The organism is Pectobacterium sp. HCp5_1, from assembly GCF_032905925.1.
GTDB lineage: Bacteria > Pseudomonadota > Gammaproteobacteria > Enterobacterales > Enterobacteriaceae > Pectobacterium > Pectobacterium brasiliense_A.
In genome coordinates, this window is record NZ_JAUMIO010000022.1 from 57,273 (window position 1) to 80,052 (window position 22,780).

General features: G+C 51.0%; 19 protein-coding genes. 8 read left to right on the top strand and 11 right to left on the bottom strand.

Going from position 1 to position 22,780, the window contains the following annotated elements; translation table 11 throughout:
• Nucleotides 1-15: 15 nt before the first annotated feature.
• The 6 genes from Q3A88_RS15365 to nirB form a co-directional block, all read right to left on the bottom strand.
• The gene (locus Q3A88_RS15365) at nucleotides 16-780 is read right to left on the bottom strand and encodes an ABC transporter ATP-binding protein (RefSeq protein WP_010277637.1); all 765 of its coding nucleotides are present in this window, start codon (nucleotides 778-780) and stop codon (nucleotides 16-18) included.
• Complete coding sequence (locus tag Q3A88_RS15370; RefSeq protein ID WP_233989574.1) at nucleotides 777-1,511, bottom strand: ABC transporter permease; 735 nt, start codon at nucleotides 1,509-1,511, stop codon at nucleotides 777-779. Before Q3A88_RS15370 ends, Q3A88_RS15365 begins: the two co-directional genes overlap by 4 nt.
• Nucleotides 1,511-2,227, bottom strand: coding sequence for an ABC transporter permease (locus Q3A88_RS15375; protein ID WP_010277628.1), 717 nt, complete (start codon nucleotides 2,225-2,227; stop codon nucleotides 1,511-1,513). Before Q3A88_RS15375 ends, Q3A88_RS15370 begins: the two co-directional genes overlap by 1 nt.
• A gap of 487 nt (nucleotides 2,228-2,714) precedes the next feature.
• A complete protein-coding gene (gene cysG / locus Q3A88_RS15380; protein WP_039288677.1) occupies nucleotides 2,715-4,094 on the bottom strand; it encodes a siroheme synthase CysG in 1,380 nt (459 codons plus the stop codon).
• 26 nt (nucleotides 4,095-4,120) lie between these two features.
• Nucleotides 4,121-4,489: a nitrite reductase small subunit NirD gene (nirD, locus tag Q3A88_RS15385; RefSeq protein ID WP_317178226.1), complete on the bottom strand. Its 369-nt coding sequence runs from the start codon at nucleotides 4,487-4,489 to the stop codon at nucleotides 4,121-4,123.
• Complete coding sequence (gene nirB / locus Q3A88_RS15390; protein ID WP_110163334.1) at nucleotides 4,486-7,038, bottom strand: nitrite reductase large subunit NirB; 2,553 nt, start codon at nucleotides 7,036-7,038, stop codon at nucleotides 4,486-4,488. The genes nirD and nirB overlap by 4 nt, the downstream gene beginning before the upstream one ends.
• A 636-nt stretch (nucleotides 7,039-7,674) precedes the next feature.
• Here nirB and Q3A88_RS15395 point away from each other — a divergent pair.
• The 7 genes from Q3A88_RS15395 (at nucleotide 7,675) to ppiA (ending at nucleotide 15,095) form a co-directional block, all read left to right on the top strand.
• Nucleotides 7,675-8,829 carry a mandelate racemase family protein gene (locus Q3A88_RS15395; RefSeq protein ID WP_010297089.1) on the top strand — a complete coding sequence of 385 codons (1,155 nt, stop codon included), beginning with the start codon at nucleotides 7,675-7,677 and terminating at the stop codon, nucleotides 8,827-8,829.
• 99 nt (nucleotides 8,830-8,928) lie between these two features.
• Complete coding sequence (locus tag Q3A88_RS15400; protein ID WP_039466339.1) at nucleotides 8,929-10,539, top strand: ABC transporter substrate-binding protein; 1,611 nt, start codon at nucleotides 8,929-8,931, stop codon at nucleotides 10,537-10,539.
• Nucleotides 10,540-10,671: 132 nt separating this feature from the next.
• Complete coding sequence (locus tag Q3A88_RS15405; protein ID WP_039492138.1) at nucleotides 10,672-11,712, top strand: ABC transporter permease; 1,041 nt, start codon at nucleotides 10,672-10,674, stop codon at nucleotides 11,710-11,712.
• 38 nt (nucleotides 11,713-11,750) lie between these two features.
• Nucleotides 11,751-12,632: an ABC transporter permease gene (locus Q3A88_RS15410; protein WP_100018545.1), complete on the top strand. Its 882-nt coding sequence runs from the start codon at nucleotides 11,751-11,753 to the stop codon at nucleotides 12,630-12,632.
• Nucleotides 12,604-13,491, top strand: coding sequence for an ABC transporter ATP-binding protein (locus tag Q3A88_RS15415; RefSeq protein ID WP_080162982.1), 888 nt, complete (start codon nucleotides 12,604-12,606; stop codon nucleotides 13,489-13,491). Before Q3A88_RS15410 ends, Q3A88_RS15415 begins: the two co-directional genes overlap by 29 nt.
• A 44-nt stretch (nucleotides 13,492-13,535) precedes the next feature.
• Nucleotides 13,536-14,312: an ABC transporter ATP-binding protein gene (locus Q3A88_RS15420; RefSeq protein WP_180788966.1), complete on the top strand. Its 777-nt coding sequence runs from the start codon at nucleotides 13,536-13,538 to the stop codon at nucleotides 14,310-14,312.
• Between the two features lie 210 nt (nucleotides 14,313-14,522).
• Nucleotides 14,523-15,095: a peptidylprolyl isomerase A gene (gene ppiA / locus Q3A88_RS15425; protein WP_010277593.1), complete on the top strand. Its 573-nt coding sequence runs from the start codon at nucleotides 14,523-14,525 to the stop codon at nucleotides 15,093-15,095.
• An 86-nt stretch (nucleotides 15,096-15,181) separates the two neighbouring features.
• Here ppiA and pelZ read toward each other — a convergent pair whose 3' ends face one another.
• The 4 genes from pelZ to pelA all read right to left on the bottom strand — a co-directional run bounded on the left by pelZ (nucleotide 15,182) and on the right by pelA (nucleotide 21,391).
• On the bottom strand, nucleotides 15,182-16,459 hold the full coding sequence (gene pelZ / locus Q3A88_RS15430) for a pectate lyase PelZ (RefSeq protein ID WP_110163333.1): 1,278 nt from the start codon (nucleotides 16,457-16,459) through the stop codon (nucleotides 15,182-15,184).
• Nucleotides 16,460-16,635: 176 nt separating this feature from the next.
• Nucleotides 16,636-17,760, bottom strand: a complete 1,125-nt coding sequence (gene pelC / locus Q3A88_RS15435) for a pectate lyase PelC (RefSeq protein ID WP_110163332.1) — start codon at nucleotides 17,758-17,760, stop codon at nucleotides 16,636-16,638.
• Nucleotides 17,761-18,471: 711 nt separating this feature from the next.
• Nucleotides 18,472-19,599, bottom strand: coding sequence for a pectate lyase PelB (pelB, locus tag Q3A88_RS15440; RefSeq protein WP_014916841.1), 1,128 nt, complete (start codon nucleotides 19,597-19,599; stop codon nucleotides 18,472-18,474).
• Nucleotides 19,600-20,266: 667 nt separating this feature from the next.
• A complete protein-coding gene (gene pelA / locus Q3A88_RS15445) occupies nucleotides 20,267-21,391 on the bottom strand; it encodes a pectate lyase PelA (RefSeq protein ID WP_010277576.1) in 1,125 nt (374 codons plus the stop codon).
• 854 nt (nucleotides 21,392-22,245) lie between these two features.
• Between pelA and Q3A88_RS15450 the strand changes: the two genes are divergently transcribed.
• Nucleotides 22,246-22,500 carry a hypothetical protein gene (locus tag Q3A88_RS15450; RefSeq protein WP_039529850.1) on the top strand — a complete coding sequence of 85 codons (255 nt, stop codon included), beginning with the start codon at nucleotides 22,246-22,248 and terminating at the stop codon, nucleotides 22,498-22,500.
• A gap of 184 nt (nucleotides 22,501-22,684) precedes the next feature.
• Here the strand turns inward: Q3A88_RS15450 and Q3A88_RS15455 are convergent.
• A partial coding sequence (locus Q3A88_RS15455; RefSeq protein ID WP_317177658.1) for an IS1 family transposase occupies nucleotides 22,685-22,780 on the bottom strand: 96 nt, incomplete at its 5' end.

Here is a 22,780-nt window from a genome sequence, read left to right on the forward strand (position 1 = left end):
GTGGCGAGGTTGTGTTTACCAACTGGCAATAAATTGCCGGAAGCGAGCCGACTGGCTGGCAGTGAAAACGTGCTCCGGCGTTCCCTGTTCTTCAATTTCCCCCTGATGGAGGAAGACGATGCGGTTGGAGACTTCGCGGGCAAAATCCATTTCGTGGGTCACGACCAGCATGGTCATCCCTTCGTCCGCCAGCGTGCGCATGACGCGCAGCACTTCGCCGACCAGCTCCGGGTCAAGCGCGGAGGTCGGCTCATCAAACAGCATCACTTTGGGTTCCATCGCGAGCGCACGGGCAATCGCAGCGCGCTGCTGCTGTCCACCGGACAAATGCGCAGGATAGTAGTGACGCTTATCCGCCAGACCGACTTTCTCTAACAGCTGCTCGGCGTGCTCCACGCACTCCGCCTGTGGACGTTTTAAGACGTGCACGGGCGCTTCGATGATGTTTTCCAGCACGGTCTTGTGTGACCAGAGGTTAAAATTCTGGAACACCATGCCCAACTGGGTACGAATTCTGTCGATCTGTTTGAGGTTCGACGGGCGGTTCTGGCCTTTGCGGTTCGGCTTCATTTCAATCGCTTCTCCGCCGACGATAATCTCGCCCTGATCGGGAAGCTCAAGCAGGTTGCTACAGCGCAGCAGCGTCGATTTACCTGAACCGGACGATCCCAGAATTGAGATGACTTCGCCCTGATTGGCCTCAATCGAAATCCCTTTCAGGACGTCCAGAGAGCCGAAGCTTTTATGAATGTTGCGCAGGCTAATGGCGGGTGTCGTCATTGCAGATCTCCCAATTTCTTAATTTTTTTCGCTGCCGGTTGCGCACCCGGCGCACGGAGATGAGGGGTAAGCCTAAATTCTGTCCACATCAGTAAACGTGTCAGAATAAGGTTAATAAACAGATAAATAGCACCAGCGACCAGGAACACTTCGAGCGCCCGGTAGGTTTCTGCGATGAGACGTGCAGCAATTCCGGTGATTTCCATCAGCGTGATGATGGAAGCCAGTGAGGTCGATTTGACCATCGAAATCAGCTCGTTGCCGTAAGCAGGGAGCGCCTGACGAATTGCCAGCGGAAAAACGATACGCTTGAAAATCATGAACGACGGCATGCCGCAGGCGCGCGCCGATTCGATCTGGCCAACCGGAACGGACTGCAATCCGCCACGGATAATTTCACTGGCATAGGCACCGGTACACAGGCTGAGCGACAGCAGGGCACACCAGTGCGGTTCTCGCAGGAATGGCCAAAGTATACTTTCCCGAACCCAGGTGAATTGCCCCAGCCCGTAGTAAATCAGGAACAGCTGAACCAGCAGCGGCGTACCGCGGAAAAACAGCACGTAGGTCCGGGCAATTGAGCGCAGTACGGTAAAGGATGACAGCTGCATCAACGCTAAGCCCAGCGCCAGAAAGAAGCCCAAAAAGACCGAACTGACCGCCAGCTGCAGGGTTAACGGGATACCGGGAATAATCTCCAGAAACGTTTCGTACAGAAAAGGAAAATCCATCAGCGTTTCACACCCCGGGAATAATGAGACTCAGCACGGCGCATAATCCAGCCGGAACAGATTGAGATAGCCAGATACAGCAGCGCGGCCGCCATGAAGAAATCAAACGGTTTGCCGGTAGATCCCGCGCCAGTTTGCGCCTGCGTCAATAGTTCAGCGACGCCGGTAACAGAAACCAGCGCAGAGGTTTTCAGCACCAACTGCCACACGTTGCCGAGTGGGGGGATAGCGTGGCGCAGCAGGAGTGGAATGATGATGCGGCGCAGGCGCAGTAACGTTGGCATACCGCAGGCTTTGGCGGCCTCAATTTCCCCTTTGGACACGGCGTAGAAGGCACCGCGGTAGACTTCCGTCTGCTGCGCGCCGGAGGAAATGCCGACGGCGATTACCCCGGCGAGGAAGCCGGGAAAGCCAAAGAACTCATTGCTGCCAAACAGTTTGGCGAGCAGGGTTAACGCAGAGCTGCCGCCGAAATACAGCAGGTAGATGATGAGTAGATCGGGGACGCCACGGATAAGCGTCGTGTAGCCATCGGCCAGATAGCGCACGGGGCGATTGCCGCAAATTTTGGACCAGGCACCGATCGTGCCGATCACCGCCCCTAGAAGGAAGCCGCCGATCGCCAGTGCGAGCGTCATTCCTGCCCCGATGAGTAATAATTTCCCCCAGCCATGTTCACCAAAACTGATGAGCTGCCAGAAAGTAACGTCTTCCACAAGTGACTCCAAACTGCTTGCTTATTGTTCTGCTAAACAGAACTGTTTTTGTGATGAGAGGACTACATACTCCGTTCAGGAACGAGAGTAGAAATACGTAATGACGCGATGTATCACCTTTCGAGATGTACTCGTTCGATGAGGCACTCATTTCGATAAACCACGATGGCTTGACGATGAAATCGGTTCGATAGGAACGATTCAGAGGTCGTGCCGCGAATCTATTAGAAAGCTAAGCAATAGTCGGGCCACGTTTTACGTAAACGATTATTGATTATTTATTCATATAGTCTGCTTATTAATGGGTTTTGTTTTAGTCAAAATAAGGCAGATGTGGCCTGCGGTAAAGCATTAAAGTGACATTTTGTAAGGGAGTATGTTTAAAATAGTGCATTATTATGCTATTTGACGGGGCGTTGCATTATGATGGTGCATAACCGCTATCCGGTAGAGCGGATAGCGGGTGAGTAGGGTAGTAAGGAGAGGATTATGCTGTCTGGTCAGAGAACCAGCTCAATTTTTCCCGCAGCCCGACAACGTTGCCGATGATGATCAAACTCGGGCTGCTGGCTTGTTGTGCTAATTCGCGCAGTTGGGAGAGCTGTCCAGTCAGAACGCGCTGTTTGGTTGAGGTGCCGTTTTCGATAATCGCGACAGGCACGGTTTCCGGTAACCGCTGTTCGATGAGCTTACTTTGAATGTGCTCAGCCTGCTGAAGCCCCATGTAAAACACCAGCGTTTGTTTTTCCGCTGCGAGGCTGGACCAGTCCAGATCGGTGTCGTGCTTGACGTGTCCGGTGATCAGCCTGACGCCCTGCGAGTGATCGCGATGGGTGAGCGGGATACCGCTGTAGGCTGAACAGCCCGACGCGGCCGTAATACCGGGGACGACGGAGAACGGTACGCCGGCCTGTTGCAGGTGCTCCAGCTCTTCGGCACCACGGCCGAAGATAAAGGGATCGCCGCCTTTCAGCCTGACGACCCGATGGCCGGCGCGTGCCTTTTCTTCCAGCAACTGATTGATTTGATCCTGAGGAACGCTGTGATAGCCAGAGGCTTTGCCGACGAAGATTCGCTCGGCGTCGCGGCGCGACAGGTTGAGAATCTCTTTCGATACCAGTCGATCGTAAACGACGATGTCGGCCTGCTGGAGATGCTGTAGGCCTTTCAACGTCAGTAATCCTGCGTCACCCGGCCCTGCACCGACCAGCGTCACCTCACCCCGGTCATCGAGCGGCGCAGAGAAAAGCAGTTCTGTCAGTTGTTGAACGCTCTGGCTATTGTCATTGGCCAGCGCCTGCGCCAGCCGATCGTGTACGAAGAGCTTTTCCCAGAAGCGACGGCGCGCGCTCATATTGCGGAACCGGCTTTTGACCCGACTGCGCAATTCACCTGCGTAGGTCGCCAGCTTACCGAGATTTTGCGGCAGAATACTTTCCAGTTTTTCCCGCAGTAGTCGAGCCAATACCGGAGCAGCGCCGCCAGAAGACACCGCGACCATCAGCGGTGAACGGTCGATGATCGACGGCATAATGAAGCTGGCGCGTTCTGGTGAATCCACCACGTTACAGAAAATCCGGCGCTCGCTGGCGCTGGCATAGACATGGTTATTGACGTCCTGATCGTCGGTAGCGGCAATCACCAGCCACACCGCGTCCAGTAACGTGGGATCGAAGGTGCCCTGTACCAGCGTTAATTGAGCATCCTGCTCCCACGCCCGAAATTGATCGTTAAAATCGAGCGCATTGACGGTAATCACTGCGCCAGCATCCAGCAATAGCCGGGCTTTACGCTCGGCTATTTCACCCCCTCCTACCAATAGACAAGGTTTATCGTGCAACTGACAGAATATTGGCAGGTAATCCATGTAACGCCTCTTGAAAGCTCAGGTTATTAGGGTAATGGTTGGCTATTATCAACCGCGATGTCACGGTCTGCGATGGATATTTGCACATTACCGTTTGTTACCTGAGTATCATAAGCTGCAACAGAATAGGCTCCATCCTCCAGACAGAAGCCATCATAAAGGCGGAAATGCTGTTTTTTCAATGGGCTTGCGACCCAAAGATCGTCCTGATGTTCTCCCACTATCCCGCGACTTAATACGCTCGCCTGCGCGAACGGATCGATATTACTGATGGCGTAAACCTGCTCATCGTTACGTGGGCGGAACACGGCAATCTGTTGCTGCTCGACGAGTGCGCAAACGCCAGTGCCGGGCAGGATGTCGGCTAACTTACATACGGTCGTCCACTGGCTCATGCGTTTTCCTCCTCTAGCGCAATCTGTTTCACCGGAATACGCTCGGCAGGGCGTGCCGGACGATGTTGTTGACGTTCACCCACCATTTGCACATTCGGGTCACGTTCTGGGCTGTTAATGAAGTGGGCAAAGCGTTTCTGTGCTTCCGGATCTTCCAGCGTCGCCTGCCATTCGCAGACGTAGCCTTCTCGCAGACGTGCAATATCCGCTTCAAGCTGATCGTTAATGCCCAGTTTGTCTTTCACAATCACATTACGCAGATAGTCGATGCCGCCTTCGAGATTATCCAGCCAGACGGACGTACGTTGGAGCTTATCGGCCGTGCGAATGTAGAACATCATGAAGCGGTCCAGATAGCGGACTACCGTTTCGCGGTCTAAGTCGGCTGCCAGCAGGTCGGCGTGGCGCGGCTTCATCCCGCCGTTGCCGCATACATAGAGGTTCCAGCCTTTTTCGGTGGCGATAATCCCCACGTCTTTACCCTGTGCTTCCGCACATTCCCGCGTACAGCCGGAGACGCCAAATTTCATTTTGTGCGGCGTGCGGATGCCTTTGTAGCGGTTTTCCAGTTCGACGCCAAAGCCCACGCTGTCGCCGACACCAAAGCGGCACCAGGTGCTGCCGACGCAGGTTTTTGCCATACGTAATGCCTTGGCGTAAGCGTGGCCAGTTTCAAACCCGGCTTCGATGAGCTGAGCCCACACGTCAGGCAGGTCGTCTTTCTGTACGCCGAAGAGCGCCATGCGCTGAGAGCCGGTCATTTTGGTGTACAGGTTATATTGCTTCGCAATGCGACCAATGGCGATCAGGCCATCTGGTGTGATTTCCCCGCCTGCGGAGCGTGGGATCACGGAGTAGGTGCCGTCTTTCTGGATATTGCCGAGGAAGTTATCGTTGGAATCCTGCAACGGCGTGTGCTGCGGTTTGAGCACGTACTCGTTCCAGCAGGAAGCCAGCAGGGATGCGACGGTCGGTTTACAGACCTCGCAGCCGTAGCCTGAACCGTGTTTCTCCAGCAGTTGATCGAACGTTTTGATTTTTTCGATTTGGATCAGGTGGTACAGCTCCTGACGCGAATAGGCGAAGTGTTCACACAGGTGATTATTGACTTCGATCCCCTGTTTGCTGAGTTCCGCGTTCAACACCTGCGTAAGCAGCGGGATACAGCCGCCGCAGCCCGTACCGGCTTTGGTGGTTTCCTTAAGCGCCGCGACGGTATGACAGCCGCCGTTAATCGCTTTGATGATGTCGCCTTTGGATACGTCGAAGCAGGAGCAGATTTGCGCACTTTCTGGCAGCGCATCGACACCCAGCGTCGGTTTGGCACTGCCGGCGGACGCAGGAAGAATCAGCGCTTCAGGAGAATCCGGCAGCGGGATTTTGTTCAGCATGAATTGCAGCAGGTTGCCGTAATCCCGCGTGTCGCCGACCAGCACAGCACCGAGCAGCGTTTTATTGTCGGCGCTGACGATCAGTCGTTTGTAGGTTTCTTTATTTTCATCCAGCCACATGTAGCTGCGGGAGCCCGGCGTGTGGCCGTGTGCGTCACCAATCCCGCCGACATCGACACCCATCAGCTTGAGCTTGGCACTCATGTCGGCACCCTGGAATCGGTTTTCATGTCCTAACAGGTGGTCGACGGCAACCTGCGCCATCTTGTAGCCGGGGGCGACCAGACCAAACGGTCGACCATGCCAGGCGGCACATTCGCCGATAGCGTAGACGTCCGGGTCGGAGGTTTGGCACCAGTCGTTAATCGCGATACCGCCGCGTGGGCCGATTTCCAGCGCACACTGACGCGCCAGTTTGTCCTGTGCGCGGATACCGGTTGAAAACACGATGAAGTCGACTTCCAGCGTGCTGCCGTCGGCAAAGACCATCGTCTTGCGGTTTTCCAGACCAGAATGCTGAATGGCCTGCGTATTCTTGCTGGTGTGCACACGCACACCCATGTTTTCAATCTTGCGCTGCAGCAGGGCGCCGCCCTGTGCATCCAACTGTTCGGCCATGAGCACGGGGGCAAACTCGATGACGTGTGTTTCCACGCCAAGGTGTTTCAGTGCGCCGGCGGCCTCCAGACCTAAAAGCCCCCCGCCGATCACCGCGCCGCGTTTGCTACGGCGTGCGCAGTTTTCGATGGCGTTGAGATCTTCGATGGTGCGGTAGACGAAACAGTCTTGCCCGTTTGATCCTTTGATTGACGGGATCCACGGATAAGAGCCGGTGGCCATGATGAGCTTGTCGTAATACACGGTACGGCCGGAATTGGAGTGGATAGCTTTTTCACTGCGGTTGATGGTGATGGCGCGTTCACCGAGCAGGACTTTAACGCCATTTTTTTCGTAGTAGCCTTCGCGTACTAAAGAGAGCTCTTCTACCGTGTGGTGCGCGAAGTAAGAAGAGAGGTGGACACGATCGTAGGCGACGCGGGGTTCTTCACAAAAAACGGTAATCTCGTAGGTGGACGTTGGGGCCTTATCCAGCAACTCTTCGATAAAACGGTGGCCAACCATCCCGTTACCGATAACAGCGAGTCTGACTTTGTTCATTTTTGCCTCAAAATTGCTTCTTCTGAGGTTACCTTATCGCTCCACACTGGACGCTTATTGATGTACATCAAATTGTCTTTTATATACTACTTTATGAGTATCTTGATGATTTTACTTATTTTTTCTTAAGTCTTGGTTTTTGCTGGAGTTTTAGCGGCGGGCAAAAATGAGATCTATAGCACGCTTTTGGTCAGAAGCCGACTGGTTAGCGGGCAATCCGCTATCAGAGTAATCGTCCCCCTCGTCAATCATTCACGTTCCTGATCGCTTAAAAATAAAACTAAGGGATTATCCATTTGTTTAATAAGGATATGAAATTTTCTGGTGATAATGCTCACAAGGTTGTGTGCAATTGCACAATTATCGGTGACATAATTTCATCATATGGAAGAAATTGCCTAATGACTAACGGCGTCACAACCTTAATAATTGAAAATAAAACAGCATTTTTTTTTAATTAGCACACTATTTCTTTTCTGTGACATTGATCGACTTATAAGGTCGTACCAGAAAAATAGCGGTGTTTTTTAGCGACAAGGCCAACACAGTCAGTGGAGTTATTCTTTAATTATTTATACGGCTTACATTCGTCAATCTTGTACATGAGTTGTGTTAAACATCAAGGCAGGTAACAACGTGAAAATAGAATCAATTGATGTCACCGTCTTCACTTATCCCACACGCCGGGTTTCCGACAGTGCGGGTCATTCACACCCGGGACCTGAAAATCAGGCCAAGATGGCGCTGTTAACCATCACGGCAGATGACGGCCAAAAAGGCTACGCTTTCGCGCCGCCGGAAGTGATTCGTCCTCATATCGTTAATGCTTTCTTCCGCAAAGTGTTGATTGGGCAAAACCCGTTCGACCGTGAGCGCCTGTGGCAGGATCTGGTGCACTGGCAGCGCGGTAGCGCCAACCAACTGACCGACCGCGCGCTGTCGATTGTGGAATCCGCACTGTGGGATCTGCAAGGCCGCGTGCTCAACATGCCAGTGCATAAGCTGCTCGGCGGCTATCGTGAGAAAGTCCCTGCTTACGGCAGCACCATGTGTGGTGACGAGCTGGAAGGCGGCTTATCTACGCCAGAGGAATACGGCCAGTTCGCAGAAAAGCTGGTGCAGCGCGGCTATAAAGCCATCAAGTTGCATACCTGGATGCCACCGGTGTCATTCGCGCCTAGCCCGAAGATTGACGTACAAGCCTGTGCGGCCGTACGTGAAGCGGTCGGCCCGGATATCTGCCTGATGCTGGATGGTTACCACTGGTACAGCCGCAGCGATGCACTGTACATCGGCCGTGAACTGCAAAAGCTCGATTTCACCTGGTTTGAAGAGCCGATGGAAGAACAGAGCATGGCGTCTTACAGCTGGCTGACCAAGAGTCTGGATATCGATGTTATCGGGCCAGAAAGTCTGTCAGGTAAATATTTCAGCCGTGCTGACTGGGTTAAAGAAGGCGCATGCGACATTTTACGTGCGGGCGTGCAAGGCGTGGGCGGTCTCTGGCCGTGTATGAAAGTCGCGAGCCTGGCGGAATCCTTCGGTATGGACTGCGAAGTTCACGGTAACGGCGCGCCAAACCTCAACGTCGTGGGTGCTATCAAAAACTGTCGCTGGTATGAGCGCGGGCTGCTGCATCCTTTCCTCGATTACGACGAACCTGCTGCGTATCTGAATTCGATTGTCGATCCAATGGACAACGAGGGCTTTGTGCATCTGCCGCAACGTCCAGGGCTGGGAGAAGATATTAATTTTGACTGGATTGAGGAGCATACCCTAAGTAAAGAATAACGTTTTGTTCTAATCGTTTTTTGTTCGACCTGAAAGATAGCCTTACCTAAAAAATAAAAAGTTGTCGTCTTCCATGCTCCCACACCTTGGAGAATAATGATGAAAGCACGAGCAATACTCCGTACCCTGCTGTTAGGTTCACTCTGCATGGCCGCTACGCCGGCCATTCTATCGGCAAAAACCCCTGACGATCAGCTGATCGTGGGGATGAACATGAACAACATGCTCTCACTCGATCCGGCCGCCATGACCGGTAACGAAGTGGTGGGCATTATCGTCAACCTCTATGACTCGCTGGTGGTGCTGGATCCCGCCAACCTGAGTAACATCCAGCCTTCTCTGGCGAAAAGCTGGAGCGTCAGTGATGATGGTAAGGTCATTACCTTCAATCTGGTGGATAACGCCAAATTCCATTCCGGTAACCCCGTAACGGCGCAAGACTTCGCCTGGTCGATGAAGCGTCTGCTTAACCTCAATATGGCACAGGCCACGACGTGGAAATCCTACGGCTTCACCGCCGAAAACGTGGAGAAAATGATCCGCGCCAAAGACGCGCATACCGTTGAAATCGAACTGCCAAAACCGAACGATCCAAAACTGGTGATCTACTCGCTGGCGACGCTGGGTAGCGGCTCGGTGCTGGATAGCAAAACGGTCATGCAGCATGAGAAAAACGGCGACTGGGGTAACGGCTGGCTGACCACGAACGAAGCCGGTTCCGGCCCGTTCAAGCTGGACGTGTGGCAGGCGAAAGACGTGCTGCGCATCAGCAAAGTTGAGAATAACTGGCAGGGCGATGCGAAAATGCGTCGCGTGATTTTCCGTCACATGACTGAATCACAGGCGCTGCGCCTGATGATTGAAAAAGGCGATATTGACGTGGCCTCTGGCATGTCGGTGCCAGATATCAACGCATTGAAACAAGATAAAGACGTTGTGGTTGATGAGGTGCAAAAAGGCACGCTGTACTACGTTGCCATGAGCCTGAAGAACGAATACTTCGCCAAACCGAAAGTACGTGAAGCGGTTCGTTACCTGATTGATTACGACGGCGTGAATAAGACGGTAATGCCTGGCTATGGTTTCTATCATCAGCGTCCTATCCAGAAAGGGATGGATGCGACGTTGCCGGATCCTGGCTACAAGCTGGACGTGCCACGTGCCAAGGCACTGCTGGCCGAAGCGGGCTACCCGAATGGATTTGAAACCACGCTGCGTGTCTTGTCCGATCAGCCGTTCCTGAATCTGGCGACCTCGGTACAGTCCACGCTGGCACAGGCGGGCATCAAAGCCAAAATCATCTCCGGCACCGGTAATCAGGTTTACGGCGCAATGCGCGATCGTAACTTCGATATGCTGGTTGGCCGCGGCGGTGGCGGCGTCGATCCGCATCCTCACTCCAGCCTGCGTTCTGTTGTCTATAACCCGGATAACAGCGACGAAGCCAAACTGACCAACTTTCAGGGCTGGCGCACGTCTTTCTACGATAAGCCTCTGAACGACATGATCGATCAGGCGCTGTTGGAGAAAGACCCTCAGAAACAGAAGCAGATGTATATCAACGTACAGAATCGCTATGAAGAACTGTTCCCGGCCATCATTCCGGTGTCGCAGATGATCGATTCTGTGGTGTTGCGTAAGGACGTGAAAGGCTATGTGCCGCATCCGTCTTCTACGACGCATCTGCGTGAGGTGTATAAGCAGCGCTAGTGTCCACACGTTAAACCGGATGATTAGCCGATACGTTCCCGGCTAATCATCCCGATCAGATACGTTAAAAAGAGATGACCGCGTGAGTGGTGATTTGCTGTCGCCGCTCACCGGGATATCAGGAGAAAGAACATGGTTTTCTCTGATTGGATCAAGCCGGGTGGAGTACTGCGTCGTTTGGCAAAACGTCTGTTTCAGGTCGTCGTCACGCTGTTCGGATTATTAATCCTGACCTTCGTGATCGGCCGCGTGATGCCAATCGATCCAGTCCTGGCTATTGTCGGACAGGACGCCGACCAAAGTACCTATCAACAGGTTTACCAACAGCTGGGGTTGGATAAGCCACTGTATGTGCAGTTCTTTATTTACTTCAATTCACTGATGCATGGGGATTTGGGCAATGCCCTCCTGACCGGGCGACCGGTAATGGATGACATTATCCGCGTTTTCCCTGCCACCATCGAGCTTGCCACCATGGCGATTATCGTCGGTGCCGGTCTGGGCGTGCCATTAGGCGTGCTGGCTGCGGCGCGACGCGGCAAGTGGGCGGATTATGTGGTGCGTTTTATCAGTCTGGCCGGTTATTCCACGCCGATATTCTGGGTCGGGATGATGGGGCTGTTGGTGTTCTACGCCTGGCTGAACTGGGTGGGCGGTGCCGGGCGGGTTGATATGGCCTACGACGGTCTGGTGGAGAACCGTACCGGCCTGCTGCTGGTGGATTCGCTACTGGCGGGCGAGTGGGATGTGTTCCGCAGCGCGCTGAACCACCTGGTGTTGCCAGCCACGATTCTCGGTTTCCACTCGCTGGCCTATATCAGCCGTATGACGCGTAGCTTCATGCTGGCTCAACTTTCGCAGGAATACATCATTACTGCGCGAGTGAAAGGGCTGTCTGAGTTCCGCGTTGTCTGGGCGCACGCGTTTCGCAATATTCTGGTTCAGCTTCTGACGGTGGTGGCGCTGGCGTATGGCTCGCTGCTGGAAGGGGCGGTACTGATCGAAACGGTCTTCTCATGGCCTGGCTTTGGTTCCTATCTGACAGGCAGCCTGCTGCTGGGGGATATGAACGCGGTTATGGGATGTGTGCTGCTAGTCGGGTTGATCTTCGTGACGCTTAACCTGCTGTCGGACATGTTGTATCAAATCTTTGATCCGAGGACGAACGCATGAATATTTCCTCTGAGCCGCCAGTCAGCCGTGAATCGGTGATGCGGACACCGCCGGAAAAACGTGTGAGCCGCTTACGGCTACGCGGTGCGCGAATCGGCGGGTTTCTCTTGACGATGATGCGCAATCCGCTGACCGCGATTGGTTCTGCGATTGTGCTGATGTTGATTCTGGTCGCTATTTTCGCCCCGTGGATCGCCACGCACGATCCGCTGGTACAGGATTTGGCTAACGCGCTACAGGCCCCGAGTGCGGCGCATTACTTTGGCACCGATGAGTTTGGGCGCGATGTGTTTAGTCGTCTGGTCTATGGTTCACGCATCACGCTGTATATCGTTGCGCTGGTGTCGGTAACCGTGGGGCCTATCGGGCTGGCGCTGGGCGTAGTGGCAGGGTATTACGGCGGGATCGTCGATACCATCCTGATGCGTATTACCGATATCTTCATTTCGTTCCCTAGCCTGGTGTTGGCGCTGGCGTTCGTTGCGGCGCTTGGTCCAGGACTGGAGCATGTGGTGATTGCGATTACGCTGACGGCCTGGCCGCCGATTGCCCGTCTGGCAAGGGCGGAGACGCTGTCGCTGCGTCACGCGGACTTTGTGTCTGCCGTGAAGCTGCAAGGCGCATCCTCTATCCGCATCCTGCTGCACCACATTGTGCCGCTGTGTCTGCCGTCGGTGATTATTCGTATCACCATGAATATGGCGGGCATCATTCTGACCGCGGCGGGTCTGGGCTTTCTGGGATTGGGGGCACAGCCGCCCGATCCTGAATGGGGCGCGATGATCTCTGCGGGTCGTCGTTACATGATGGAGTGCTGGTGGTTAGTAACTATTCCGGGGCTGGCGATTTTGATTAACAGCCTGGCGTTCAACTTCCTTGGAGACGGCCTACGTGACATCCTCGATCCCAGAACTGAATAAGTCTTCTCAACGTGCGCCGGGAAGCTCGCCCCTGATGGAAGTGGAAAATCTGCGGGTAAGCTTCGTGAACCGTGGTGCCGTGACGGATGCCGTGCGCGGCGTCTCCTTCACGCTGGGCTGTGAAAAGCTGGCTATTGTCGGCGAATCCGGCTCCGGTAAATCGACGGTCGGTCGTGCGCTGCTGCAACTGCATCCGCACAGCGCGCGGATTACGGCAGACAAACTGCGCTTCGGCGATACTGACCTGCTGAAAGCGGATGAGGCGCGGATGCGTCAGATCCGCGGCAAGCGTATCTCCATGATTATGCAGGATCCAAAATATTCGCTGAACCCAGTGGTGTGCGTTGGCGATCAGATTGCCGAAGCGTATCTGGCGCACCATAAAGTGTCGCACCGCGAGGCGAAGGCAAAGGTCATGGCGATGCTGGACGTGGTACGTATTCGCCAGCCAGAGCGCGTCTACAATCTGTACCCTCATGAAATCTCGGGTGGGCAGGGGCAGCGCATCATGATTGCGATGATGCTGATTACCGAACCTGAAATCGTGATTGCCGATGAACCGACCTCCGCGCTGGATGTGTCCGTGCGTTTGCAGGTGCTGGCAATGCTGGACGATCTGGTCAGCGAGCGCGGTCTGGGGCTGATTTTCATCAGTCACGATATCAATCTGGTACGTAGCTTCTGCGATCGGGTGCTGGTGATGTATGCCGGACGCGTCGTGGAGTCCATTGCTGCCGCCGATCTGGACAACGCGCAGCATCCTTATACGCGTGGGTTGCTGAATTCGCTGCCGGATATCGATCATCGACGCCCGCGTTTGCCGGTAATGAATCGCGATCCTGCCTGGATCAATGGATAAAGGGGATAATCATGGCAACTGAAGCAATGAGTCAGCGCAAGCCGATGATCGAAGTGAGTAACCTGAATCTCTCTTTTGGGCAGGGCAGCACGGCGAATCAGGTATTGTACGATGTGAACCTTACCGTCAACGATGGCGATATCTTTGGTCTGGTAGGGGAATCGGGTTCCGGTAAAACCACGGTGCTGAAGTGTCTGGCCGGGCTTTTTAATCATTGGGAAGGCACGCTGCATATTGACGGGAAGAAGCTGGCACACCGAATCGATCAGGCGCGCTGTCGCCGGGTACAGATGGTGTTTCAGGATCCGTATGGATCGCTGCATCCCCGTCATACCGTAGAGTCGATTCTGGAAGAACCACTGTCGATCCATCGCTTTGACGATCGTGACGATCGTATCGATACCTTGCTGGAGAAAGTGGGCCTGGGAACACATTTCCGTCGCCGCTATCCGCACCAGCTTTCGGGTGGACAGCGTCAGCGTGTGGCGATTGCCCGAGCGCTGATTCTGGAACCGAGAGTGCTGCTGCTGGATGAGCCGACGTCGGCGCTGGATGTGTCGGTGCAGGCGGAAATTCTCAACCTGCTGACGGAGTTGCAGCAGCAGGAAAAGCTGACCTACCTGATGGTGACGCATGACTTGGGCGTGATTTCCCACCTGTGCCATAAAGTGGCGGTGATGCAATACGGGAAGATACTGGAAACGTTGGAAACCGATGACCTGACCAACGATGTACCGAAGGACGCGTATACCTCTATGCTGGTTGACGCTAGCCGTCAGTACAGCCGCGATCTGGCGGTGCGTTCGGAGCGTATGGGCTAGGTACGTATGGATTAGGCGCACTGCGCGATAATCATCATCAATGAGGGCCGAGCAATCGGCCCTTTTTTTATCTTACGTACAGGTTTTCGTTCATAGTTGGTTACGAACAGACTTTTATACGTAAAAAAAGGTAAATGGGTAGCGTTGAAGGGTGCGGATACTTACAATCATTACGCTTTCTGTAGTCGGCCTCTTCAAAAAGGAATTCTCATGTTCAAACGTACTCTGGTTGCTGCGGCAGCCCTTATTTCACTGACGGCATTTTCTCCCGCCTTTGCGGCTTCCGACACCACCACTCGCGTGTTGTTGACGACGTCCGCGGGCAATATCGAACTGTCTTTAGATAATCAAAAGGCACCGGTTTCGGTAAAAAATTTCGTCGAGTACGTTAACAACGGTTTTTATAACGGGACGACGTTTCACCGTGTGATCCCTGGCTTTATGGTGCAGGGCGGCGGCTTTTCTGGCGAAATGAGCCAAAAAGCGACGAACGCGCCGATCAAGAATGAAGCTGATAACGGTTTACGTAACCAGCGTGGCACGATCGCGATGGCACGCACGTCTGATAAAGACAGTGCAACCAGTCAGTTCTTTATCAACGTCGCGGACAATGCGTTTCTCGATCACGGCCAGCGTGATTTTGGCTACGCCGTGTTCGGTAAAGTCGTGAAGGGCATGGACGTCGTGGATAAGATCTCTCAGGTGCCAACGAAAAACGTCGGGCCTTATCAGAACGTACCGACTACGCCAGTGGTGATTCAGTCTGCGAAAGTGCTGCCCTGATTGGCACGATAGATAAGCAAAGAACCGAGAATACGAAAAAGGCCACTGATGCGGCCTTTTGCGATCTTAACGTCTCGACTACCGCGTTATTCCAGTGCTTTTGCCATCTGCTGTAGCCAGGCATCCACGCCAGTGCTCGGCACGTTCAACTGACGGTAGGTCGCGGTGGCAACAGGATAGCCGCCGACGTCTTCCTGACTATTCACGAAGCCACCTTTCCGCTGTTTGAAATTCTCCACGATACGTTTATCAACGGCATCACGATCTTTAGGGCGTGCGCCTGCGCTTTGCAGTACCTGATTGGTGACGGCGCTGGCCGGTGATGCCGTTAAGCCCGCAGGCCAGATAGGGGACACTTTGAGTAAATTAATCCCGCTGCCTGATGTTTGCGGTGCGGCTTTACCATTGGCATCGTATGCGAGGTTATCTGACATCCAGACATCGCCGGAGCTGTTGCTTCCTACCAATCCTAAACCTGCTTTGGTATTAGCGCCGTAGTGCATTACGTTACCCGCCACGGAGACGCGCGGGCTGGCAGGCATGGTTTTCCCTTCCCACTCGCCTTTGACTCCACCGACGCGAACACCCCAAATACCGGGGTTGTAGATCAGGTTATTGACCATAACGCCCGTAGAGCCAGCCTTGAACCAGGCATTGCGCTCGTTGTTGTGCGCATAGAGGCTGCCCACAATCGATACGTCAGTCACGTTATCGTGAACCAGCGTCCCCATCGAGTGAATACCTTTGGTGTGAGCTGAATCGTATAGGCCTTCAGCAACGATATTATTCGAGAGTGTGATGCGGTGCGCCGTACCCTGCGGCCCGTCATAGCGTGGTCCGGAAATAGACAGGTTTTCGTCCGTACCCCAGGCGAAACTAGAATGGTCGATCACGACGTTGTAGGCATCTTTGCCGTTGATGGAAACATCGCGTTCAAAACCGCTTTTTTTACCCATACCAGCATCGCCGATGCGAAAACGAATATGCTGCATGAGCACATCATGGGTGCTGATCCCCATTCCGCCGCGAATGATGGTGATACCGGGGGAAGGGGCGGTCTGGCCGGCAATGGTGACAAACGGCTCGGTTAAGCGGAGGTCACTTTTATTCAGGTCGATAATGCCGCCAACCTCAAAAACGATAATGCGTGGCCCTTTGGCGGCCAGCGCTTCCCTGAGTGAACCTGCCCCGGAAGAGGCCAGCGTTGTGACGCGAATAATGCGTCCACCGCTGCCTGCAACCGTATCCGTTCCGAATCCTTTCAACTCTGGTGCTGCCGGTGTGGCGGCGCTCGCCATCGGTATGCCGATACTGAATACTAAGCCAGTGCTGAACAGTGCGGCGAACAGAAGAGAACGTTTCATTTCATTTCCTTGAATATTAACGATAAAAATGAGCGAGCCCTTGGGACTCGCTCAAGTGCGGTTCGAACGATAAACCGACGGGCGTTAAGCGCGTTTGCAGGCTCCGGTTAGCACAGGGCAATGAGGGGCGGAGCCTGCAGTGTGCTTATTGACCCTTCACGCATTACACATCGTAATTAGTTGCAATTTGCTGCTGTCAGCACAGCAAGGTTTTTGTTCACGCCAGCATAGTTCGCCAGTTTGTCCTTCACGCACTGTGCCGAAACCGGAGAGTAGCTGTAAGGAAGAGAAGGGAACGTGCCTGTGCTTTTCCAGTCCTCGGCATTCACGTAGGGTTTGGTATCTTTATCCCAGGTGATGTTGTATTTCGCGAAGTCAGCCGGACTCATCACGTTGTTATTACGCAGATCCCAGGTACCGAAGTTGGAACCGTCGTAACGCGAAGTCACTGGGTTTTTCGCATTCTCGAACCAGTTACGTTCGATCAGCGCAATCCCATTCTGGCGCACGTTCAGGCCAGAACTGGTGATACCGGTATACAGGTTGTTGTAGGCGTGAACTTTACCGCCACGTTGTAGTGGGAGGCGAGCGTTAACGTCGTCGTAAATATTGTGATGGTAAGTCAGATCACGGCCTGTATCGCTGCTGCTGAAGCCGCTCAGACCCACTTTTTTGATGCCATGAATGTAGTTGTACGACACCGTCACGTTGGTTGAGGCTTTTTTGATATCAATCGCGGATTCGAATGTGGTGTCACCGTCTTTTGTGCCTGCGCATTCAAAGTTTTTCGCGAAGATCTCATTGTGGTCAATCCAGACGTTCGGCGTGTTATCGATACGAATGGCATCACCATCCTGTGCGCCGCCCGGCATGTAACCAAAACGCATGTTACGGATGACGATATCGGACGATTTTGTCAGCCAGATCCCGAAGTTGGCGGACGATCCATTGGTTCCGATGATGGTAATGCCTTTGGTGAACTCTTTGATTTCCACACCACGGGCGTCTTTCTTCCACTGACCGCAGATATCGTTCTCTGCGGCTTTGATCAGCGCATCTTCATTACCGTTATAGGTGATGACGAGCGGGTAAGCACCACCTTTAACTTTCTTACCATTGGAATCCAGCTTCGCGGCTTCGATGATATCAATAATATCTTGCATGGAGCGTGCAGTTTTGTTCACTGCACCAGCAACGTTACCACCATCGGTGGTAGCATAACCCCCCGTATTTGCCGCCATCGTCGGTTGGGCCGCAAGCAATAACAGCCCAGCGGCTGCAGAAGGCAGTAGGTATTTCATTAAGGTACTCTCCTTGGAATTGAATTTTTGTTTGGGCATTTATGATCCACATAGCCCAGATTATATTATTCGGGCGTTTCAATAAAAATGAAATCAAGGTTTATTGAAATCCCAATTAAGTCTTACCATAAAAGTAAAAGAATTCAATATTTCGATATTAAATATATAGGATGAATAACGATGTAAATACGCATGGATAATAAGTGACTATTTTAAAAGGTAATATTTTTTTTCATTTTTTCTAAAATCAATCCGATGTGAATTTTTATGAAAAATAAAATTATATTTCGTTTTATTACTCGTTGCTGGGTGCGATTTGATAGAAGTGATAAATGTGAGCGACATCAATAAATAAGTAAAATTTTCTCATTGAGATGATGGCGTAAGAAATATTTGATGCCGATCAAATTATTAATTAATCACGTGTTGATTGAAGGCTGTTATTTTTATCGATTAATCCTTAATTAAAGAATGGTTTCTTCATTAATAAATTAAGCTATTAATTTAATATATAAATAATTAGCGCGGTATTTAATTTGTGCGTACTTTTTAGGAATGGCTACCCAGTCCCATGCGTAGGTTCCATAAAAAACGAGCGAGCTCTTAGAGCTCGCTCGGATAGAACCATGTCTTAAGCGTGAAGAGTCATGGCGCGGAACCTTCAGGCTTATTGCTTCCTGTCTTGATTCGACAGAGAAAGCCTGACCGCGTTTATTTGCAGTTAGCTGCTGTCAGCACTGCCAGGTTTTTACCTACGCCAGCATAGTTTGCCAGTTTATCCTTCACACACTGCGCAGAAACTGGAGTGTACTTATAGGAGACGGTAGGGAATTTTCCTGTGGTCTTCCAGTCATCCGCATTGATGTGAGGGGAGGATGGTTTGCCCCAGGTAATTTTGTATTTCGCGAAGTCGGCTGGGCTCATGACGTTGTTATTACGCAACTCCCAGGTACCGAAGTTGGAGCTGTCGTTACGTGCCGTCACTGGGTTCAGCGCATTTTCGAACCAGTTGCTTTCGATGAGGGCTTTCCCTTTCTGACGGACGTTAAAGCCTGAACCAGTGATGCCGTCATACAGGTTGTTGTACGCGTGAACCAGACCACCACGTTGCAGCGGCAGGCGTGAGTTAACATCGCGGTAGATATTGTGATGGTAAGTCAGGTTACGAGCCGTCGTATCCGAACTACTTGAACCGCTCAGGCCGACTTTCTTGATGCCGTGGATGTAGTTGTAGGAGACCGTGACGTTCGTTGACCCTTTCTTGATATCAACCGCTGATTCAAAGGTGGTGTCATTGTCTGGCGTACCGGCGCATTCGAAGTTCTTGGCGAAGATCTCGTTGTGGTCGATCCAGACGTTCGGTGAGTTATCGATACGAATGGCATCGCCGTCTTGCGCGCCGCCCGGCATATAGCCAAAGCGCATGTTACGTACCACGACGTTAGAAGAATTCACGATCCAAACACCGAAGTTGGCGGATGAGCCATTGGTGCCCTGGATAGTAATGCCTTTGGTGAACTCTTTGATTTGTACGCCGCGGGCGTCCTTACTCCACTGGCCGCAGATATTCTTTTCAGCCGCTTTGATTAATGAATCTTCATTGCCGTTATAGGTGATGAAGAGCGGGTAAGCACCGCCTTTGACTTTCTTGCCTTTTGAATCCACTTGCGCGGCTTCAATAATATCCACAATTTCTTTCATAGAACGTGCCGTTTTTTTCACGGCACCGGATACGTCTCCACCATCCGTAGTGGCATAGCCGCCCGTATTTGCGGCCATCGCGGGTTGAGCTGCGAGTAATAACAATCCCGCGGCTGCCGTAGGCAATAGGTATTTCATCATGATTGTCTCCTTGGAATAGAATTTTCATGGGCATTTATCGATCCCTATGCCCGATGTAACAGGTACAAATTTTTCAACAAAAATGAAACTCAGTTTTGGTGAAAAACCAAGGGGAGTGTGGTCAAAAAATAAGATCAGTTCAAGGGTGAAATGTTAAATGTATTACGGTTGAAACATTTTGTAATACTGATGATTGGATAATTTGGATTTTATAAGAAACGATTTTCTTTTAAAGTAACCGAAAATCATAAAGTTATTTTTTTGGCAGGAAATAAATGTACTCGGGTTTCTTTATTGGTCAGGTTTCAAATGATTATTTTGGTTGTGGCAATGACTGCCGCTAGCGTAAGGAAATCATCTTAAGTCAAAATATACTATCACAGGCATATTCAATATTGTTTACGTGATGCGTCAATTTTATCGTGAATTTTAGTTTGCTAAAAAATAATTATTATTAGTCGCTATATGGCGTTTCTTTAGGTGATAAGCCAAAAATAGACCCCATTATTCATCGCGATTTATTGGCTAAATTATCATTGGCATGACGTCTATTTTCATGAAGGTCACGCTGACAATCTTGCGCAGGTCCCTTAAAAATGAGCGAGGCCGAAGCACTCGCTCAGGAAGAACCCGACGCAGAATGAATGCGTCGGGCTTAACGCGTTTATTTACAGTTAGCTGCTGTCAGGACTGCCTGGTTTTTACCTACGCCAGCATAGTTTGCCAGTTTATCCTTCACGCACTGTGCGGAAACTGGTGAGTAGCTATACGGAACGGCTGGGAATTTACCGGTGCTCTTCCAGTCATCCGCATTGATGTGCGGGGTAGACGGTTTACCCCAGGTGATCTTGTATTTAGCAAAATCAGATGGGCTGGTAATGTTGTTGTTACGGAGTTCCCAGGTACCGAAGTTGGAATCGTCGTTACGTGCCGTCACTGGGTTGAGTGCATTTTCGAACCAGTTACTTTCGATCAGCGCGATCCCTTTCTGACGGACGTTAAAGCCTGAACTTTTGATACCGTCATACAGGTTGTTATAAGCATGCACTTGACCACCACGTTGCAGCGGCAGACGTGAGTTAACATCGCTGTAAATATTGTGATGGTAAGTCAGGTTACGACCCGTATCCGTGTTGCTTGAGCCGCTCAACCCGACCTTTTTCACGCCATGAATATAGTTGTACGACACGGTGACGTTGGTTGAGGCTTTCTTGATATCAACCGCTGATTCAAAGGTGGTGTCGTTGTCTGGCGTACCAGCACATTCGAAGTTCTTGGCGAAGATCTCGTTGTGGTCGATCCAAACGTTCGGCGTGTTATCAATGCGGATAGCATCGCCATCTTTTGCCCCGCCCGGCATATAGCCGAAGCGCATGTTACGCACGACAACGTTGGAAGAGTTAACCATCCAGATACCGAAGTTAGCGGAAGATCCGTTGGTACCGAGGATGGTGATCCCTTTGGTGAACTCTTTGATTTCTACACCGCGCGGATCTTTGCTCCATTGGCCGCAGATGTTAGCTTCAGCAGCTTTGATTAGCGCATCTTCATTACCGTTATAGGTAATGACGAGTGGGTAGGCGCCACCTTTGACTGCTTTACCGCTTGAGTCCTTTTTCGCGGCCTCAATGATATCGACGATCTCTTGCAGAGAGCGTGCGGTTTTTTTCACAGCACCGGAAACGTCGCCGCCGTCAGTGGTGGCATAACCTCCCGTATTTGCCGCCATTGTCGGTTGGGCAGCGATCAGCAACAGCCCAGCGGCTGCAGAAGGCAGTAGGTATTTCATTATGTACTCTCCTTGACATAGAATTTTTTTGGGTATTTATCACTACACACCCTGTGTAATAAAAAAGGCTGTTTCAACAAAAATGAAACTAAGGTTTGTCTATAAAGCCGAGCTAAGTGTTAACAGAAAAAATAAACAATACAAGATGGGGCGTTAAATATATTAATTAAATAACAGAGGACAGTTGAGAGGATTTGTGTTTATTACTTTTAAATAGAAACTAATTTCCATTTAAATCATTTAAATTCATTGAGTTATGTTTTTTAATATGTTTTTTTTCAATCTGGATTCTTTATTTTTTATCCATCTAATATGCGTGGTTTATTCGCTTTCTTAGCAATTGTGATCGTCATCAAAAATTAAAAATAAATATCAATGGGAAGGTTTTTTTACCTGACCCCCCCTTCCTTTTTCAAAAAATTAATTAATTCATGGGTTTTTGTGGTTATTGTTTTTTTTGTTAAAAATGATTTCATGGTAATCGTTTACTGTAATGAATTTAATAAATAAGGCCTATTAATAAAGATGGTTGTTACGGAAATAAATGATTTATGATCTATATAATTATTATCGTGCTAACTTTATGTTCTGACATCGTGTAAACACATAGCCCCGATTTTCATCTGTTTGCAGAGGCGTTGTGTCGTTGAAGATTGCCGCTCACTGTTGTGGAGCGCTAAAAACAACTAAAAAGAGGGAGGCTGGCCATGTATTGCAATCGTTTCTCTGCATAAATATTTTCGCCACATATTTTTTGTTGACAAGATTGGTTTTTCTTGACTGTTAAATATGTGAGAGGTAGCGTGATTGGAATACAGGGAAGCCATTTTCAAACACATCACCAGGATCGTAATATGTTCATTTCAGATAAAAGAATCGCAGCAAGTTTAATTGATAAATCAATCATTCTTATCGAACAAATCAAAGCAGAATTAGCGGTGCTGAAAACTGAATTACCTCAGGAAGAGTATGAAAAGTGCCTGCATGTTGCCGGGCACTTAATTTATACCTTAACCGGTAAAGTGATAAATGATATTTCGATTGATCATCCCGATTTAAAACCAGACGGCTTCACAGTTTATGTGAATAAGGATGTGAGTGAGGCATAACGGTTAGGTTTTTCTAATGGGAAATGAAGTGAATTATAGGGTTTAAGTCATCGTTAGCCTTTATCCTGGATGACGTTTAACGATCGTGCTTGTCGCTTAATCAATATCGAACCAAACCAGAGATTACGCATTGTTCTCCAATTTCATTCGGAATCTCGGTCACGTATTCAATATGTAGATCAGGTCATTGCAGATAATGTTCACGTTCGATGAATGTGCCGATTATCTTGTCATGCATTTCCACTGATTTTGAGTACCCGATAGTTTTACGATTCAGTCG

Excerpts from the sequence above, each read along its gene's own strand:
- Q3A88_RS15365 (WP_010277637.1), bottom strand. The coding sequence starts at position 780 with ATGACGACACCCGCCATTAGCCTGCGCAACATTCATAAAAGCTTCGGC.
- Q3A88_RS15370 (WP_233989574.1), bottom strand. The coding sequence starts at position 1,511 with ATGGATTTTCCTTTTCTGTACGAAACGTTTCTGGAGATTATTCCCGGT.
- cysG (WP_039288677.1), bottom strand. The coding sequence starts at position 4,094 with ATGGATTACCTGCCAATATTCTGTCAGTTGCACGATAAACCTTGTCTA.
- nirD (WP_317178226.1), bottom strand. The coding sequence starts at position 4,489 with ATGAGCCAGTGGACGACCGTATGTAAGTTAGCCGACATCCTGCCCGGC.
- nirB (WP_110163334.1), bottom strand. The coding sequence starts at position 7,038 with ATGAACAAAGTCAGACTCGCTGTTATCGGTAACGGGATGGTTGGCCAC.
- Q3A88_RS15400 (WP_039466339.1), top strand. The coding sequence starts at position 8,929 with ATGAAAGCACGAGCAATACTCCGTACCCTGCTGTTAGGTTCACTCTGC.
- Q3A88_RS15405 (WP_039492138.1), top strand. The coding sequence starts at position 10,672 with ATGGTTTTCTCTGATTGGATCAAGCCGGGTGGAGTACTGCGTCGTTTG.
- Q3A88_RS15410 (WP_100018545.1), top strand. The coding sequence starts at position 11,751 with ATGCGGACACCGCCGGAAAAACGTGTGAGCCGCTTACGGCTACGCGGT.
- Q3A88_RS15420 (WP_180788966.1), top strand. The coding sequence starts at position 13,536 with ATGATCGAAGTGAGTAACCTGAATCTCTCTTTTGGGCAGGGCAGCACG.
- ppiA (WP_010277593.1), top strand. The coding sequence starts at position 14,523 with ATGTTCAAACGTACTCTGGTTGCTGCGGCAGCCCTTATTTCACTGACG.
- pelZ (WP_110163333.1), bottom strand. The coding sequence starts at position 16,459 with ATGAAACGTTCTCTTCTGTTCGCCGCACTGTTCAGCACTGGCTTAGTA.
- pelC (WP_110163332.1), bottom strand. The coding sequence starts at position 17,760 with ATGAAATACCTACTGCCTTCTGCAGCCGCTGGGCTGTTATTGCTTGCG.
- pelB (WP_014916841.1), bottom strand. The coding sequence starts at position 19,599 with ATGAAATACCTATTGCCTACGGCAGCCGCGGGATTGTTATTACTCGCA.
- pelA (WP_010277576.1), bottom strand. The coding sequence starts at position 21,391 with ATGAAATACCTACTGCCTTCTGCAGCCGCTGGGCTGTTGCTGATCGCT.
- Q3A88_RS15450 (WP_039529850.1), top strand. The coding sequence starts at position 22,246 with ATGTTCATTTCAGATAAAAGAATCGCAGCAAGTTTAATTGATAAATCA.